Source organism: Bradyrhizobium sp. Cp5.3 (assembly GCF_000426265.1).
In the GTDB taxonomy this organism is placed as follows: domain Bacteria; phylum Pseudomonadota; class Alphaproteobacteria; order Rhizobiales; family Xanthobacteraceae; genus Bradyrhizobium; species Bradyrhizobium neotropicale.
Genome location: NZ_AUFA01000040.1, coordinates 45,283 through 61,419, shown reverse-complemented (window position 1 = coordinate 61,419; position 16,137 = coordinate 45,283). Strand labels below are relative to the sequence as shown.

General features: G+C 63.4%; 11 protein-coding genes. 7 read left to right on the top strand and 4 right to left on the bottom strand.

Annotated features, from left to right (window positions below; all coding sequences use genetic code 11):
* On the top strand, positions 1-2,528 hold a 2,528-nt coding region (locus K289_RS0133660; RefSeq protein WP_027555487.1), incomplete at its 5' end, for an Ig-like domain-containing protein.
* 102 nt (positions 2,529-2,630) lie between these two features.
* Here K289_RS0133660 and K289_RS0133655 read toward each other — a convergent pair.
* The 4 genes from K289_RS0133655 to K289_RS0133640 all read right to left on the bottom strand — a co-directional run bounded on the left by K289_RS0133655 (position 2,631) and on the right by K289_RS0133640 (position 9,239).
* Positions 2,631-3,503 (bottom strand): transglutaminase-like cysteine peptidase, encoded by an 873-nt coding sequence (locus K289_RS0133655; RefSeq protein WP_245284069.1) that lies wholly within the window; start codon positions 3,501-3,503, stop codon positions 2,631-2,633.
* Positions 3,504-3,858: 355 nt separating this feature from the next.
* A complete protein-coding gene (locus K289_RS0133650; RefSeq protein ID WP_027555485.1) occupies positions 3,859-5,112 on the bottom strand; it encodes an HlyD family type I secretion periplasmic adaptor subunit in 1,254 nt (417 codons plus the stop codon).
* A 4-nt stretch (positions 5,113-5,116) separates the two neighbouring features.
* Positions 5,117-7,255 carry a type I secretion system permease/ATPase gene (locus tag K289_RS0133645; RefSeq protein ID WP_156918332.1) on the bottom strand — a complete coding sequence of 713 codons (2,139 nt, stop codon included), beginning with the start codon at positions 7,253-7,255 and terminating at the stop codon, positions 5,117-5,119.
* Between the two features lie 310 nt (positions 7,256-7,565).
* Positions 7,566-9,239 (bottom strand): TolC family outer membrane protein, encoded by a 1,674-nt coding sequence (locus K289_RS0133640; RefSeq protein WP_245284068.1) that lies wholly within the window; start codon positions 9,237-9,239, stop codon positions 7,566-7,568.
* A gap of 619 nt (positions 9,240-9,858) precedes the next feature.
* Between K289_RS0133640 and K289_RS0133635 the strand changes: the two genes are divergently transcribed.
* From K289_RS0133635 to K289_RS0133610, 6 genes are read left to right on the top strand one after another with little or no spacing between them, the layout of a single operon-like run.
* Entirely contained in the window at positions 9,859-11,037 is a 1,179-nt protein-coding gene (locus K289_RS0133635; protein ID WP_027555482.1) for an ROK family protein, read from the top strand.
* A 58-nt stretch (positions 11,038-11,095) separates the two neighbouring features.
* Positions 11,096-12,382 carry an ABC transporter substrate-binding protein gene (locus tag K289_RS0133630; protein ID WP_027555481.1) on the top strand — a complete coding sequence of 429 codons (1,287 nt, stop codon included), beginning with the start codon at positions 11,096-11,098 and terminating at the stop codon, positions 12,380-12,382.
* A complete protein-coding gene (locus tag K289_RS0133625; RefSeq protein ID WP_027555480.1) occupies positions 12,379-13,308 on the top strand; it encodes a carbohydrate ABC transporter permease in 930 nt (309 codons plus the stop codon). The genes K289_RS0133630 and K289_RS0133625 overlap by 4 nt, the downstream gene beginning before the upstream one ends.
* The gene (locus K289_RS0133620) at positions 13,301-14,158 is read left to right on the top strand and encodes a carbohydrate ABC transporter permease (RefSeq protein ID WP_027555479.1); all 858 of its coding nucleotides are present in this window, start codon (positions 13,301-13,303) and stop codon (positions 14,156-14,158) included. Before K289_RS0133625 ends, K289_RS0133620 begins: the two co-directional genes overlap by 8 nt.
* 10 nt (positions 14,159-14,168) lie before the next feature.
* Positions 14,169-15,278 carry an ABC transporter ATP-binding protein gene (locus K289_RS0133615; protein ID WP_027555478.1) on the top strand — a complete coding sequence of 370 codons (1,110 nt, stop codon included), beginning with the start codon at positions 14,169-14,171 and terminating at the stop codon, positions 15,276-15,278.
* On the top strand, positions 15,275-16,042 hold the full coding sequence (locus K289_RS0133610; protein ID WP_027555477.1) for an SDR family NAD(P)-dependent oxidoreductase: 768 nt from the start codon (positions 15,275-15,277) through the stop codon (positions 16,040-16,042). Before K289_RS0133615 ends, K289_RS0133610 begins: the two co-directional genes overlap by 4 nt.
* Positions 16,043-16,137: the final 95 nt, after the last annotated feature.

Below are 16,137 nucleotides of genomic sequence, written 5' to 3'. Positions count from 1 at the left end.
CGACCGACCAGGTCAACGAGGCCGGGCTTCCGGACGGCTCGAACCCGGGCGTCGGCGCGACCACGGCGCCGGGCGACCACCTGACGTTCTCCGACCCGCAGGGTGACGCCGTGACCGTGTCGCTGGTCAACGGGACCGCGGTGACGGCGGATCACACGGTGGTGCACGGCACCTACGGCGACCTCACGATCAACCTCGACGGCAGCTACAGCTACACGCTGCTGACGAACGACCCGAACCACACCTCGCAGGGTACGGGGATCGACGGCCAGCACGAGACGTTCAACTACACGGTGACGGACTCGCACGGCAACACGCAGACCTCCTCGCTCACGATCGACATCGTGGACGACGTGCCGACGGCGCGCGCGGATACCGATACGACCGCCTTCGGCGCTGCCCGCGGCAACGTGATCACCGCGGTCGGCACCACGAATTCGGGTGCGGATACGCTGGGCGCGGACGGGGCGTCGATCTCGGGCGTTCAGGCCGGCACCAGCACGACGCCGATCACCAACAACAGCGGTCTTGGCGGCCTTCACGGGGCGTTCGGTACTTTGTATCTTAGCTCGAACGGCTCCTACGTCTATGTCGCCGACGCGAATGCGTCGGGCACGGACGTGTTCTCCTACACGCTGAGGGACGGCGACGGCGATACGTCGGTGACGACGCTGACCATAACCGTCTTCAACGGCCAGCCGTCTCTTTCGGCGGCAACGGCGACGACGAGCGATGCGGCGGGTGACGACAATATCGTCAACTCCAACACCGACGCGTTCGTGGTGCAGACGCAATCCGGCACCATGAGCTTCAATTTCGGACCCGACGGAGCCAACCCGACGACGCCGTTCTCCTACAGCTATAATGGAGGCCTCGGCGGCGCGACCGCGAGCACGGCGGTCGTCGCAGGTCAGACCATTCTGACCCTGACGGCTGCGGCCTGGGTGTTGACCCTGAACGAAGCCACGGGCGCATATACCTTCAAGCAGACGGCCGCGTATGACCACGCGGCGGGTACCTCATCGGCCACGGGCATCGTGAACGTCACGTTGACTGACTTCGATGGCACCACGGCCACGAAGGCGCTCACGCTCACGATCAACGACGATACGCCGACGCTCGGCGCGATCGATCACGGCGTGATCGCGAACGAGGCTAACCTGACGCTGGTCGGAAAGATGGCCGTCGATGGCGGCGCCGATCATCCGGTGACGGCGAGCCTTTATGCCAACAATGGGCTTAGCCCATCTGGTGTCACGTCGGGCGGCAATGCGGTTCACTACTTCGTCGACTCGGCGGATCCGAGTACGCTTGTTGCGTACACCGGTACGGATCACACGCAGAACAACGTGTTCACGCTGACTGTCGACGCAGTCAATGGAGCATATACGTTCAATGAGCTGGCGCCCTTGGATGCGTTCCACACGGGGCAGACGATCGACGGCTCCTCAGCGTTCGGTGCAGGACCGGCTCAACAGCAGCTTCTGTTGCATGGTAGCACGCAACTCGCGATCGTGAGTGGATGGGACACTGGCAGCGGATTCAATCTAAGCCATTGGGAGCAAGCGACCGCAGGCAGTGCGACCGCTGGAATAAGTCTGCATGCCATCAACGGCAACCATAACGGATGGGGCGTCGATAACGGGAATTTCACCAACGGCGAGATTATGCGTTTCGATTTTGGAGCAGTTACCGACTACGACGGACCGGGTGGTTTGTCGCCTGCGTCAACAGCTTCTGCCAACGTATCATCTGCGAGTTTTCATTTCTCGAAGTCGAGTGATGTGACTTACGTCATTCACTACACGGACAATACGACTGCCTTTGACTCGGTCACGAGTGTGCAGGATCTGACCTTGCCCACCACAACAGGCACCAAGTTCATCGACTATGTCGAATTCTATTCCGATAATTCAAATGCGAAGGTTGCACTGACGAGCGTTACGACTGCGGATAACAGTGGATCCAAGGACCTCAGCTTCAACGTGACCGTGACCGACCATGACTCGGATACGACACCCCCCGGGACGATCGCCATCACGGTCGACGGCGATCATTCGTTGACGGGTACCGCAGGGGTCAACAATGACCTCGTCGGCGGCGCGTCGGCCGATACCCTGACTGGCAGCAATCTCAGCGACACCCTGAAGGGCAACGGCGGAGACGACATCCTGATCGGAAACGGCGGGGCCGACAATCTCACAGGCGGCTCCGGCAGCGATACCTTCAAGTACCTGGCAACCAGCGACAGCACCGTCGCAGCACACGATGTCATCTCGGACTTCAGCAACACGGACGTGATCGATTTCTCGGCCATCTCCGGGATTACCCACGATGCGACGCATTCCTCCTCGGCTCCGACGACCGTGGCGGCCCACTCGATCGTCTATTTCCAGAGCGGGGCGGACACGGTCATCTACGCCAATGCGAGTGGCGCTACCGAGAACGTTGCAAGCGCGGACATGATGCTGGTTCTGACGGGGATTAACGCCAATACTCTGGCTTCTGGTCAGATCCACCACGCGTGAGCCGTGCTTCTGGCGACGTAGGACAGCACGTAAAATGAAGACGCCGCCGGCACCACCGGTGGCGTTTTTCTTTTCAGCACGGCCGACTGTCTCCGTCCCGCCTCACAGCCAGAGCGGCAAGGCGCTGATGCCACCACCGCCGGCCAACGCTTCGTCTCCGGTCCATTCGACTCGCTCGCCGCTTTCGGCGGCAGGTGCGGCCGCGATTTCGCCGGTGAGCGGCTGCCGTTTTGCGTAGGGCGTTGCGAACAGGTGGACGCCGTCATGATTGATGGCAAACAGCGGGGTGAAGCTCGTCGCGTCGCCATCCTCGATCAGGCTGTTGCGCCGATTGTCCAGGATGAGCCATTGCCCGTCGAGGCGCGCGGCGAGCACGGCGTGGTCTTGCCGCACGGCGCGGTCGCGGACCAGCACGAGCCGGAGGTCCTCACGCGGAAATCCGGCTTCACGCAGCGCGACGTATTTCGCGATCGCATAATCCTCGCAATCACCCTTCGCCGTCGCGAAGGTCTCCAGCGGCGAGCTCCAGCGATCGGCTTCGCCGTGCTGGGCAAAGTCGCTGACGTAGCGGACGACCATGTTGACGGCGCGGTTCGCTTCGTCGAGCCTGTCGCGTCCCGATTTCGATTTGACGGCGCCGATCAGCCGGAGGAACTGCGCGGCGTTGGAAGGGCAATTGCCGGCATCGGCCTCGCACTGCCTCAGCGTCTCCGTGTCCTTGGTGAGCTTGGCTTCGAGCCCCCGCCACTTGCGCCATAGCAGCCCATCGGGCGCGCGGAAGGTGAACAGGCCGAATGGCTCGTCACCCCTTGGGGCTGCCTGCTTGGGTTCGGGCGTTGCGTCGGTTGCGATGTTGGAGGGCGCGAGCGCCGCAAGACGGACCGCATTCGGTCCGCGGCCGCGCATGGCATCGAGCTTCGCCAGCACGTCGTTGATGCGGAAGAATGTCGCCGGGGGGCGCGCTGCCGCGTCCATGCCGGGCGCAAGCGTTTCCTGTGCGTCCGATGCAATGGCCTCATCGGCCCGGGAGGGCGATGTTGCGCAGGTAGCGATCAATGCAGCCAGGCCCACGCCAAGCGCGCGCATGCTTGCTCGCTGCAATTCCAATTGCAGTGCCATAAACGACGTCCCCTGCCGGGAGCGTCGTCAACGTCTATTGCGTCGATCTACGCCCCGATCCTGTTGTTGGATCGAGACTGCGGTCTGCGGCGCTTAGGTGGAGTTAAGGCCGGAGGAGGGCAGGGCGATTGTCGCAAAGGCGGTCAATCGCAGGCTTCGGCCGGCCGGTAAATTGTCGCTCCGGCCTTTGCGTTTTGTTAACCGTGCCGCCTCAGCGCTCGCGCAGGGCTTCATCCTTCAGGGTACGGGCCGGCTTGAGGATGTAATCCAGAACCGACTTCTCGCCGGTCAGGATTTCGACCGTCGTGACCATGCCGGGAATGATCGGCAGCGGTTTCTCTTCCGTCCCCAGATGGTTCTTCTCCGTACGTATCATGACGCGGTAGAAGCTCTCCTGGCGGTCCGGCGTCTTTTCAGCCTTGTCGTCGACGATGGTATCGGCGCTGATGCGCTCGACCTTGCCCTTCAGCGAGCCATAGACGGACGAGTCGTAGGCCGAGATCTTCACCACCGCATCCTGGCCGGGCCGGATGAAAGCAATGTCCTGGGGCCGAATACGGCCTTCGACCAGCAGCGTGTCGTCGAGGGGAACGATGTCCATGACGTTGGCGCCGGGCTGCACGACCGCTCCCACGGTGGTCACGTTCAGCTTGTTGACGATCCCATGTACCGGCGCTTTCAGATCGGTTCGCCGGACCCGGTCCTGCGCCGATTTGATGTTCTCATCGAGCACGGCGAGGTCACCCTTGGACTTCGCAAGATCCTCGTCCGCCTGGGAGCGGAAAGAAGAGACCGTGCTCGCGATCTTCGATTGAGCCTCGGCGAGCTGCCCTCTCATCTCGGTCGCCTGACGGTCGAGGCGCAACATCTCGATTTCCGGCACGACCTTCTGCTCGTACAGCTTCCGCGTCAGCGACAGCTCCCGATCGAGCAATTTCAGCGTCCCGGTCAGGCGGGTGACCTGCTGGTTCAGGACGTCGACATCCTGCGCCAGTTTCTGCGCGCGCATCTTGAACACGCTGGTCTCCGCAGCCACGGCCGACGGCACCACTTGGTCGAGTTGATCGGGGAAGCTCAGTTCGCTCTTGCCCCTGGCTTCGGCCTCGAGGCGGGCGACGCGCGCGGCCATCGCAGCGCGCCGTTCCCTGATCTCGCCGAATTCGGAAGCGAACTTGGTGTCGTCGATGCGCATCAGGGATTGTCCCTGCTGGACGATCGCTCCCTCCTGCACCAGGATCTCGCCGACAATCCCGCCTTCGAGCGACTGCACCACCTGCATCTGCCGCGACGGCACGACGCGGCCGTTGCCGCGCTTGACCTCGTCCAGGATGGCAAAATGCGCCCAGCCCACGAAGACCACGAGCATGGCGAGGAATGTCATCAGAAGCATGCGCGAGGTTCGCGGCGTGCGCAGCATCGCGGCGGCACGAACGTCGTTGGCGAAGGCGAAATCAGAGGAGGCCATGGGTTCAGCCCTGTGATTGAGCCCGGGATAAATTGGGGTGAGGCGAAGTCTCGGCGGATGGCCCGTTCGGCTTGCCCTGGAGCAGGGCGAGCACCTTGTCGCGCGGCCCGTCGGCGACGAGGCGGCCGCTGTCGAACAGCAGCAGCCGATCGACCGCATTCAGCAGCGAGAGGCGGTGGGTCGAGATGATCAGGGTCATGCGATCGCCGTGGATTGCCTTCAGCCGCTCGAGAAATTCGGCTTCGCTGCGCACGTCGAAATGCGCGGTCGGCTCGTCCATGAACAGAATGCGCGGATTCCTGATCAGGACACGCGCCAGGCCAATCGCCTGCTTCTGACCGCCCGAGAGGCTGCGGCCGCCCTCGGCGATGGGCATGTCATAGCCCATCGGATGTCCGGCGATGAAGCTTTCCACCCCGGACAGACGGGCGGCATGAAGCACTTCCTCGTCGGTCGCCTCGGGCTTGCCGAGGGCGATGTTGTCGCGCAACTTGCCGAAGAAGAGATCGGTATCCTGCAGGGCAAAGCCGATGCCGGCGCGCAGATCGGCGGGATCGTATTGGCGCGAGTCGACGCCGTCGACGAGGATGCGTCCTTCCTGCGGTTCGTAGAAGCCCACCAGGAGCCGGCCGACCGTCGTTTTCCCTGATCCGACGCGCCCAATGATGCCGACGCGCTCGCCGCTTTCGATCTTGAACGTCACCTTGTCGAGTGCCTTGCCCGGCGCATTCGGATAGGTGAAGCTGACGTTGTCGAAGCTGATGCGCCCCTGGTCGATTTTTCGGGACACGTAGGCGCGCTGCGGCGACCGCTCCCGTTCCAGCGACATGATGCGGTCGATCGACTTCAGCGCCGACAGCGTCTGGGTGCCGCGCGTGATGACCGACGCGAGGCCGGCGATCGGCGCCAGCACGCGACCGGCCAGCATGTTGGCCGCGACCAGCGCGCCCATCGAGAGCTTGCCGTCCAGAATGAGGAGCACGCCGATCACGACCAGCAGGAGGCTCGTCGCCTGCTGGGCGGTGTTGGTGCTGGTCAGGGCAAGCGAGGCCCAGAAATGCACGTCCTCGCCGGAGCGTGCGGTGGCCGCGACGGAGCGCTCCCAGGCCGTTTGCATCCGCGACTCGGCGCCGGTCGCCCGCACGGTCTCGATGCCGGACAGGGATTCGATCAGCACCCCATGCCGTGCCGCCGATTCCGCCTGCAATCGCTTCATGGCGCGGTCCAGCGGGCGCTGCACCGTCAGGCCGATGATGATCATGATCGGCAACATCGCGAGCGGGATCCAGGCAAGCGGACCCGCGATCGCAAAGAGGACGCCGATGAAGATCAGGGCGAAGAGCAGATCAGTCGCCGAAACCACGCTGCCCGAGGTGAAGAACTCGCGGACCGAATCGAAGTCGCGGAGCTGGTTGGCGACGATGCCGACCGAGGTCGGCCGCTGCGCCATCTTGACCGACATGATGTGCTCGAAAATGTTCGCGGCCAGCACCACGTCCATGGTCTTGCCGGTCACATCGATCATCTTGCTTCGCACGGTTCGCAGTACGAAGTCGAACAGGATGGCAAGGCCCATCCCGACCGACAGCGCGATCAGCGAAGGAATGGCGCCGTTGGGCACGACGCGGTCGTAAACGCTCATCGTGAACAGCGGCGTGGCGAGCGCGAGCATGTTGACGAGGAGGGCGGCGAGAGCGATGTGGCCGTAGCTGCGCCAATGCACTTTGGCGGTTGACCAGAACCAGTGACTTCGCGGCAGGTCGCCGGCGGCAACGACGCGTGCGTTGCTCTCGGCTGCGGCCCGGACGAAGAATGCATATCCGGTGTAGCCGGCCGAGATGGCCTGAATCGGGTGAAGCTCCGGGCTGTGAGGCGTCGAGGACGGATTGAGGACTTTGGCGTTGCGTCCGGTCTGATCGAACTCCACGAGGATCAGCGTCGTCCCGTTCTTCATGATCAGGACGGCCGGCAGAACCAGCGCGGGAATGTCTGCAATGTCACGCTTGACGGCTTCGGTCTCAAGTCCGGCACGCCGGGCTGCGCGGTCATAGAGGGGGACTGACAATCGTCCATCAAGGATCGGCAGGCCGCCCAGCAATGCTTCGCGGCTGACGGCGCGGCCATGATAGGCCGCCAGATACATCAGCGATGATGCAAGCGGATCGTCGAGGTGACCTGCCGCCTGCTTGGGTTCAGGTGCAGCCGTCACCTCAGCAACGGGGCGGTCAGGCGCGCGCCTGGACTCGGATGATCGAAACAACAATTGCCAATGCCCAAAATGAAATGATGCGGAGCGAGCAGCGAACCGTCATTCCACCATAGCGGAAAACGCAGAGGAATCATTTGGTTAACCGGCGAAAAGCGCGCCTAAAGGTTAATCTTAGGAGCGCCTTCCGCCGCTTGGCCAACCTGCCAAGCGGATTTCACGACCCGCTCCCATTCGCGGGGCGGGGCTATCTCTGAACCGGCTCGAACGCCGTCGCCAGCCAATGCGGCTTCTTGTCCGCTGCATAAGCGGTGACCGGGGAGGGGGTCAATACGGGGGGATTACTGGTACTTCGCTGCTGCGTGAGCCACTCCGATGCTCCCGTCATGCTCGCCTGATTAGCCCCACGCGGCCATCTATCCCTGAACAGATCAGCCTCGGGCGTTTCGCTCGCATAGCCCAGACGCTGGGGAGCCGGCTGGGCTTCCGGCACTGCGACCTTCAGCGGCTCGGAGCCCGTCTGCGGCAGCTTCACGCGCAGCGTGGGCGCCCTGTAGTCCGGCGTTCCGAATATCCCCAGATCCACCGGTGCCGCATCAACCGGCGGCGGAGCCTTCAGGTACTCGAGCAGCGTGCCCATGGCCGCCAGCAGTTGGTAGTCGGCGAACACCACGACGCCGCGTGCCGAAGTCAACGAGACCAGCGTGTTGAAATACTGGTTCTGGGCATTCAAGAGATCGATCAGCGAGCGCTGGCCGAGCTCATATTCCTTCTGGTACGCCGCAATGGTCTTCCGGGCGGCGTCTAGTTCCCGCACCAGGGTCGCGATCCGCGTCGCGGTGACCGTGCGCGCCGCCCAGGCCTTGTCGATGGACTCGATGGCGTCACGCTGCAGGCGCGCGTGTCGCGCGGTGGTCTCGACATAGCGTTCGGCCATCTCGGACCGCCGCCAGACATCCTGGCCGCCCCGGAACACATCCCAGGACATCACGACCTTGCCGCTGTAGTCGTCGTGAGTGACGCCGAGGTACGGATAGGTATTGTCGTTGTGGGTCGCCCGGCCTTCGAGCGAGAAGGTCGGAACGAAAGCGCCGTCCGTCACCCGAAATGCGTGCTTTGCCGCATCAGCGTCGGCCTGCGCAGCCTGGATGGTGGGATTGAAGCGCACGGTGGTTGCAAGCGCCTCGTCGCGGGTCGACGGCATGCCGCCCAGTGGACCCGGAAAACGAACATTGATGGGCTCAAGTCCCACGACCTTGCGGTACTTGGCGCGGGCCTCCTCCAGGCTCCGGCGGAATTCGGTAAGCGCGGCACGTGCAGCTTCAACGCGTTCGCGCGCCTGTTCGAGGTCGCCTTCGCCGGCCCGTCCGCCGGAGAAGCGCGTGTTGACGTTGGCGAAAATCTTCTCGTGAGCGGCGACGTTCTGCTCGCCGGTCGTGACCAGTCGCAAATAGCGCGTGACGTCGACATAGGCTTCCGCAGCGTCGAGAGCGATCAGCTCGGTGCGTTCGCGCACACGGAAAGCCGCCGCGTTGACGCGGGCGGTCTGCCGCCAGATGTCCTGGATCGATGCGAAGCCGTCGAACAGGATCTGCCGCACGACGACGGATTCCTGCGATCCGTTTCGCCAGGAGCCATTTCCGGCCACCGGGATGGGTAGGGCGGTACTGCTGGTTACGGCAGCGCTCTGGTCGAATTTTTCGGGACCCCACCGCGCTTCGACGCGAACCTGCGGCAGCAGCGTGCTCTGGGTCTGTCGAAGCTCGCTTTCGGTGGCGCGGCGGTTGGCAGACGCTTCGCCGACGCCCGGATTGGTATGTACGGCCTGCTTCAAAGCATCGTTGATCGAGAATTGCTCCGCTACCGCGCCGCCGCACGGAATCAGAAACAACGTACTAGAAATGAGAATGCGCCCAAACAATTTAACCTCCACCCGTCTCCGAATTCTACGGACGCGGGGCCCCCTGGAAATGCGCCTGACCTTTGCAGGGACCGGCGCGACAATCTAGGTCAAACGCGTAAAAGTTGCACAAATGACCGGACGTTGTCGCATTTTTGCCACGACAGAGGCGCTTTATCGGTTATATGATACCTCTATCGCGGGGCGGGAGGGGCGAGGAAGCTGCTTCCTTTACGATTTGTTTGCCTTGTCTTCAGAGGCAAGTTTCAGCGATTCTCGTGCGCTGAATGATAATCGATATAAGATATTGATATGTAAGAGATATTTCTGGTCGATCTAGGCTGGGGCGAAAGTTGAATTTCTCGAATTCTGGATTGCTTCGCTCCGCTTCCCGATGACGATATTGAGAGGGCGTGCGCCTCAATCTTCGTCGTGCGCCACCGTTCCTTCGCTGAGATTTTGGATGAAATGACTTCGCATGAAACTTGAAGAGTTCCATCCAACGAGTCGGCGGACCAAAAAGAACAATCGCCTTCCATCCTTGCTGCCACAACGGCACGCTCAGCATCGAGCCGGCAAGCGCCTTGACAGGCGAGACGCAGCGCGCCCATTCTTACACTAAGTAAGAATGACGACAGGGATGGAAATGTCTGAGCAGCCGAGAAGTCGGCGGCAGACGCGTGCGGCCATCTTGGGGCATCTGCTTCAATCGGGCGGCATGTTTCGGCCACCTCTAGCCAAGGCGGTGCGCCTGTCTGAGGCGAGCCTGTCGCGCATCCTGTTCGACCTGAAGGCGGAAGGGCTGATCGAGGAAATTCGGCGGCCTGCGCCTTACTTCGGCGGCCCAACAGCGCTCGTGTCCCTCGACGGTTCCGTGGCCCTGGCGGCTATCGAGCTCACGGGGCAGTCGCTGAGTGTGGGCGTCGGCGCGATGTCCGGCGAGCTGCACTACACCGAGCGGCTGCCGCTGCCGAAAACGCCGACCGCCGAATCCGTGGGCCGCGTGTTTCTCGAGGCGCTAACGTCGGTGCGGGACTGGACACAGCGACACCGGGTCCGGCTGTCGCAGATCGGCGTCTCGGTTCCCGGCCTTGGCCGGTTGAGCGTATCGGACAATCCCATCATCCCCTGCGACGTCGGACGCATTCGCGGCATGCTTGGCGAGATGTTCGCGGGCGTGCAGGCCGAGTTCACCAATTCGGTCGTGGCGCATGCCACGTTTCACCGCTGCCGCACGGAGGACTATCCGTTCAGCGGCGCGCATCTGTTCGTCTTCGTCGGCCAGGGCGTTGCCGGCGCCTGGATGGACGATGCGATCGACGCCGACGCCCTGCAACCCGTCGAGCTCGGCCACATGGTGTTCGGCGAGGGCGGGCCGCGTTGCCGCTGCGGCCATCACGGCTGTGTCGAAGCCTATACGTCGCTTCCCGCCCTGGCCGGGATTCTCGGCGTGCCCGAGCCGGAGTTGCTCCGGCTCGGCAGCGACTGGGTGACCGCGATCCCGATTTCGTCCCGCGTGCGGCAGGAGCTGCGGCTTCGCCTGTACCGGCTTGGCCTCGCGATCGGGAACACGCTGAACGTAAAGCCCTGCTGTGGCGTGGCCATCTCGGGCTGGCCGTCGCTTCTGGCGGAGGCCGATCGAAAGGCTCTGATCGACGGGATCGATGCTTGCCTACTCGGCGGGCGCAAACTCGCGCAGGTGTCGCTCGCTTTCGTGCCGCCGTCGAACGGCAACGATCCGAGGGCCGCGCTGGCGTTTGCCGCCTATTGCCTTGCTTGCCGCGGCGGCATGCCGGCCGCATCGACGGAGGCCGCCTGAGATGCCCTAAAGCCGCGCGGCTTCGCGCCACAGAGTTCACACCCGGGAGGAACTTGCCATGCCGATCACGATAACAAGGCGTCGTCTGCTCGCTGGATCTGCTGCCACGCTCGCACTGCCGGCGGTTGTCCGTGCGCAAGGCGCGGCCAAGCCGCGCCTGACCGTGATCTCGCAATGGTCCGCCGGCAGCGACGGGGCGGCCATCACGGCGCTTGGGAAGAAATTCGAGGAGAGGGGCGGGGTTTGGCAGCACTCGCCGGTGCCCGGCTTCACCACCGAGATGATGAACAAGCTGCGCGCTCAGATCATGGCCGGCGATCCACCGGCCTGTTCGCAGCTCAAAGGTCCCGAGATCGCAGCCTGGTCGAAGATTGCCCCGACCGTCGATCTCGACGCCCTTGTTGCCGCCGCCGGCTACGAAAAGGTTGTCGCTCCAGACCTCTCACGCCTGCATAAGCCGGGGGGCAAATGGATTGCACTGCCGTTGCAGATCTACAGCACCAACATGCTGTTTCTCTCCAAACGCGCGATGGACAAGGCCAAGGCCGACAAGATCCCCGTCACCTGGGCTGACTTCAACGACCTTGCCGAAAAGATGAAAGCGGGCGGGGTCACCTATCCCATCGCCAACGGCGGCACCCGCCCGGACGATGGACAGAAGTTCGAAGCCGCTCTCGCCGGCATCAGTCCGACTTCATACCGTGCGGCGATCATGAATCTTGACGAAAAAGCCTTAAAGGGGCCCGAGATAAAGGCTGCCTTCGCGCAGGTGCGCAAGATCGCCGACTGGATGGACCCCAACGTCGGCGCCCAACACTTTTCGACCAACCTGAAGCGCTTCGTCGACGGCGACATGGGCATGATGATCATGGGCGGGTGGGCGCAGGGCGTATTGCGCAACGCCGGTTTCAAGTTCGACGATTTCACCATCGCCCCCGGCCCGAGCGACAATACCAAGCCGGTCTTCCTGTTGAACGCCGATGCGTTCATCTTCTGGCAGCGCAAGGAGCCCGACCTGCAAGCCGGCCAGACGCTGATGGCCCAGCTCGTCATGGATCCGGCGATCCAGACGATGTATTCGCAGATCACGGGGTCGATCCCCGTGCGCACCGATGTCGATCTTTCCGGTGAAGGCTGGTCGGACGGTCAACGGCGGACCGCAGCAGCTCTGAAAGACGCGATCGCCAGCAATCAGGCTGTTCTGAGCCTCGCGCACAACATGGCGCAGGAAAACGGTATGACCGCAGCGATGATCGACGTGATCACGGAGTACGTGAAGAACAAGACGGTTACACCGGAGCAGGCGGTCACCCGCCTTGCCGACGCCGTCGAGAGCGCGCGTTGACCAACGCCGTCTCGACAGCTACGCGGCCGGGCCGGCCGGCGATTTCCGGCGCGTTGCGCCGGCTGCCCGAATATCTGACGATCTGGGTGCCGCTGCTGTTGTCCGCAGCGCACCTCGTGTCGTTCTCGCTGTGGACGATCTGGATTTCGTTCACGCCATCCACTCTTGTACCGGTCTCCGGCTGGGTGGGTTTGCGCAACTACACGGCTGTGCTCGCGACGCGGAACTGGAAGATCGCCTTCGACAATCTGCTGCTGTTCGGCAGCGCTTTCGTGCTGCTGAGTGTGGTGACCGGCCTCGTGCTTGCGATCCTGCTCGATCAGCGCATTCGCGGCGAGAACGTGCTGCGGTCCATCTTTCTCTACCCGCTGGCCGTGTCGTTCGTCGTCACCGGCACGGTCTGGAGTTGGCTGCTCAATCCTGGCGTTGGAATCCAGAAGCTGGTCCACGATCTCGGCTGGACCTCCTTCAAGTTCGACTGGCTGATCGACCGCGACATGGCAATCTGGACTATTGTCATCGCCGCGATCTGGCAATCCTCCGGCTTCGCCATGGCGCTGTTCCTTGCCGGCCTTCGGTCCGTCGACGCCGACCTCGTCAAGGCTGCGCAGATCGACGGCGCCGGACCTTTCCGAATGTACCGGCGCGTCATTCTGCCGACGCTTTGGCCGATCACAGTAACCGTCGTCGTCATCCAGCTACAGTTCGCGATTTCGACCTTTGATCTCGTTCGCGCGCTCACCAACGGCGGCCCCGGAATCGCGACCCAACTGCCGGCACTTGTGGTCTACGACCTGATGTTCCAGCGCAGCTTGCTCGGCCGGGGAGCGGCGGCGGCGGTGCTGATGTTGCTCATTCTTCTCGCGGTGCTGCTGCCCTATGCGGCGTGGCGATATATCCAGCAACGGCGCGCCACCCATGCGTGACCGAACCTTCGCGCCGACCCGGATTCTGATCTATCTCGTCGTCTCGCTGATCGCGGCAGCCTGGCTCGCGCCACTGGTTGTTGTCGTGCTGAACTCGCTCCGTACCAACGAGGAGATCGCGCAGGCCTCGATGATCGGCTGGCCGAAACATTGGGCCTGGAGCAACTACGCCGCTGCCTGGAGCGGTTTCTGCGTCGCCGAGACCTGCGCCGGCATCCGGCCGTACATGCTGAACTCCGCGCTCGTCACGATTCCTGCGACGATTTTCTCTACCATGCTCGGCGCGATCGCCGGTTATGCCGTGTCGCTCTGGCGTTTTCGCGGCGATAGCTGGATCTACGGCATCGTGACGCTTGGCCTCTTCCTTCCCCAGCAGATGCGCCTGCTTCCCTGGACCATCGTGCTGCGGGACATCGGTCTCATCAACACGCTGACGGGTCTGGTGCTGATTCACACGATCCAGGGGCTTTCCTTCACCACACTGTTCTGCCGAAACTACTATGTCGCCATTCCACATGAACTGATCAGGGCCGCACGTATCGATGGCGCAGGGTTCTTTCGTATTTTCTGGCGCATCATTCTGCCGCTCTCGGCTCCCATCCTGATCGTCACCGTGATCTGGCAGTTCACGCACATCTGGAACGAGTTTCTCTATGGCGTGACGTTCACGAGCGGCCAACAGCAGCCCGTCACGGCCGCTCTCATCGCGCTATCTGCCGCAGTCGCAGACATCCCGCAGCATGGCGTGCAGAGCGCCGCGGTGATCATCGCAGCGCTGCCCACTCTGCTGATCTATCTCCTCGGTGGCAGATACTTCGTACGCGGCCTTACCGCGGGAGCCGTGAAATGATGGGGTTGTCATGACGGCACTAAGCATTCGCGCCCTATCCAAGCGCTACGCCAATCTGGAGGTGCTGAAAGGCATCAATCTCGACATCGAGAGCGGCGAATTCACCGTGCTGGTCGGACCGTCCGGCTGCGGCAAGTCCACGCTGCTCAACATCGTCGCCGGGCTCGATCGTGCGAGCTCCGGCACCGTCGAAATCGGCGGCCGCGTCGTCAACGACGTCCCGCCCAAGGACCGCGACATCGCCATGGTGTTCCAGTCCTATGCGCTCTATCCGTCGATGACGGTGCGCCAGAACATCACCTTCGGCATGGAATGCCGTCATGTGCCGAAGGCGGAGCAGGACGCGGCGGTCGCGAATGTCGCGAAGCTGCTCCAGATCGAGCCTCTGCTCGGCCGCAAGCCGTCGCAGCTCTCCGGCGGCCAGCGGCAACGTGTGGCGATGGGGCGCGCCCTGGTGCGCGATCCTCTCCTCTTCCTGTTCGACGAGCCGCTGTCCAATCTCGACGCCAAGCTGCGCGTCGAGATGCGGATGGAGATCAAGCGGCTGCATCAGCGCATCGGCGCCACCATCGTCTATGTCACCCATGATCAGATCGAGGCGATGACGATGGCGACGCGGATCGCCGTGATGCATCATGGACAGGTGCAGCAATTCGCCGATCCCGACACCGTGTACCGCTATCCGGCCAATCTGTTCGTGGCGCGCTTCATGGGCTCGCCGCCGATGAACACGATGCCGGCACGGCTCGAGGCCGACAATGGCGGGCCGGTGGTCGTGATCGGGGCCGGGCGGCCGGACGAGGTTCGCTTTCGCCTGCGGGGATACGATGCGGCGGCCTCGTTTGTCGGCCGTGAGGTGGTGCTGGGGATCAGGCCCGAATGCATCGCCGAGGGCAGCCGGGTATTTTCCGGCGATGCGCCCATTGTCGTTAGCGCGCCGGTGGAGATGGTCGAGCCGACCGGTGCCGAGACGATGGTGTTGTTGCGCCTCGGCGGCGAAGCCGCGATGGCGCGCATCACCCCCGATATCCGGCCCACGCCGGGCGCGCCCGCCGACTTCGCGCTCGATACGCGGCGCATTTGCCTGTTCGACCCCGAGACGGAGCGGCTGATCGCATGACCGAGACGAGTTATTCCGGCCTCGCGGGCCGTGTGGTGTTGATCACGGGAGGCGCCAGCGGCATCGGCGCGGCCTTCGTGCACGCGTTCGCGGCGCAAGGGGCCCGCGTTGCATTTGTTGACATCGATACGGAAGCCGGCGAGGCGCTGGTCGATGAAGTGGCAGATGTGTCCGGCGCCGCGCCGCTGTTTGTGCCCTGCGACCTCCTCGACATCGACGCCTTGCGCAGCGCGATGGCGCAGGTCCGAGGTGTGCTTGGCGATGCGGCGGTCCTCGTCAACAACGCCGCCAACGATCAACGTCAGGTTCTCTCCGAAGTGACGCCGGCCGAGTTCGACTGGATGATGGGCGTCAACCTCAGGCACGTCTTCTTCGCGGCGCAGGCGATCGTGCCGCAGATGCAGGCGCGCGGCGGCGGTTCGATCATCAACATGTCGTCGGTGGCATGGATGCGCGGCGCGCCGGCGCTGCCGGCCTACGCGGCGGCGAAGGCGGCGATCGTCGGCTTCACCAACTCGCTCGCCCGACTCGTCGGCCCCGACCGCATCCGCGTCAACGCCATCGCTCCCGGCATGGTGATCACGGAGCGCCAGCGTCGGCTCTGGTTTCCGGACGAGCAGAAGATCGCCGAGCTTCGCTCGCGTCAGGCTATTCCCGACGCGGTGACGCCCGGCGACATCGCACGCGTGGCGCTGTTCCTGGCGTCGGACGAAAGCCAGCGCATCACACGGCAATGCTTTCAGGTCGATGGCGGCCTCGGTTAGGCGAGACTGCTCGGGTCCGGAGATTCGATATGCTTGGCCGGAAGAATGGCGGCCTCGGGCAAGCTGCCATTCTTCCTTCCAACTCTGCGCTCCGC

Coding starts and splice junctions, on each gene's coding strand:
- K289_RS0133655 (WP_245284069.1), bottom strand. CDS start 3,503: ATGGACGCGGCAGCGCGCCCCCCGGCGACATTCTTCCGCATCAACGAC.
- K289_RS0133650 (WP_027555485.1), bottom strand. CDS start 5,112: ATGGCCTCCTCTGATTTCGCCTTCGCCAACGACGTTCGTGCCGCCGCG.
- K289_RS0133645 (WP_156918332.1), bottom strand. CDS start 7,255: ATGTATCTGGCGGCCTATCATGGCCGCGCCGTCAGCCGCGAAGCATTG.
- K289_RS0133635 (WP_027555482.1), top strand. CDS start 9,859: ATGGAAATGTCTGAGCAGCCGAGAAGTCGGCGGCAGACGCGTGCGGCC.
- K289_RS0133630 (WP_027555481.1), top strand. CDS start 11,096: ATGCCGATCACGATAACAAGGCGTCGTCTGCTCGCTGGATCTGCTGCC.
- K289_RS0133620 (WP_027555479.1), top strand. CDS start 13,301: ATGCGTGACCGAACCTTCGCGCCGACCCGGATTCTGATCTATCTCGTC.
- K289_RS0133615 (WP_027555478.1), top strand. CDS start 14,169: ATGACGGCACTAAGCATTCGCGCCCTATCCAAGCGCTACGCCAATCTG.
- K289_RS0133610 (WP_027555477.1), top strand. CDS start 15,275: ATGACCGAGACGAGTTATTCCGGCCTCGCGGGCCGTGTGGTGTTGATC.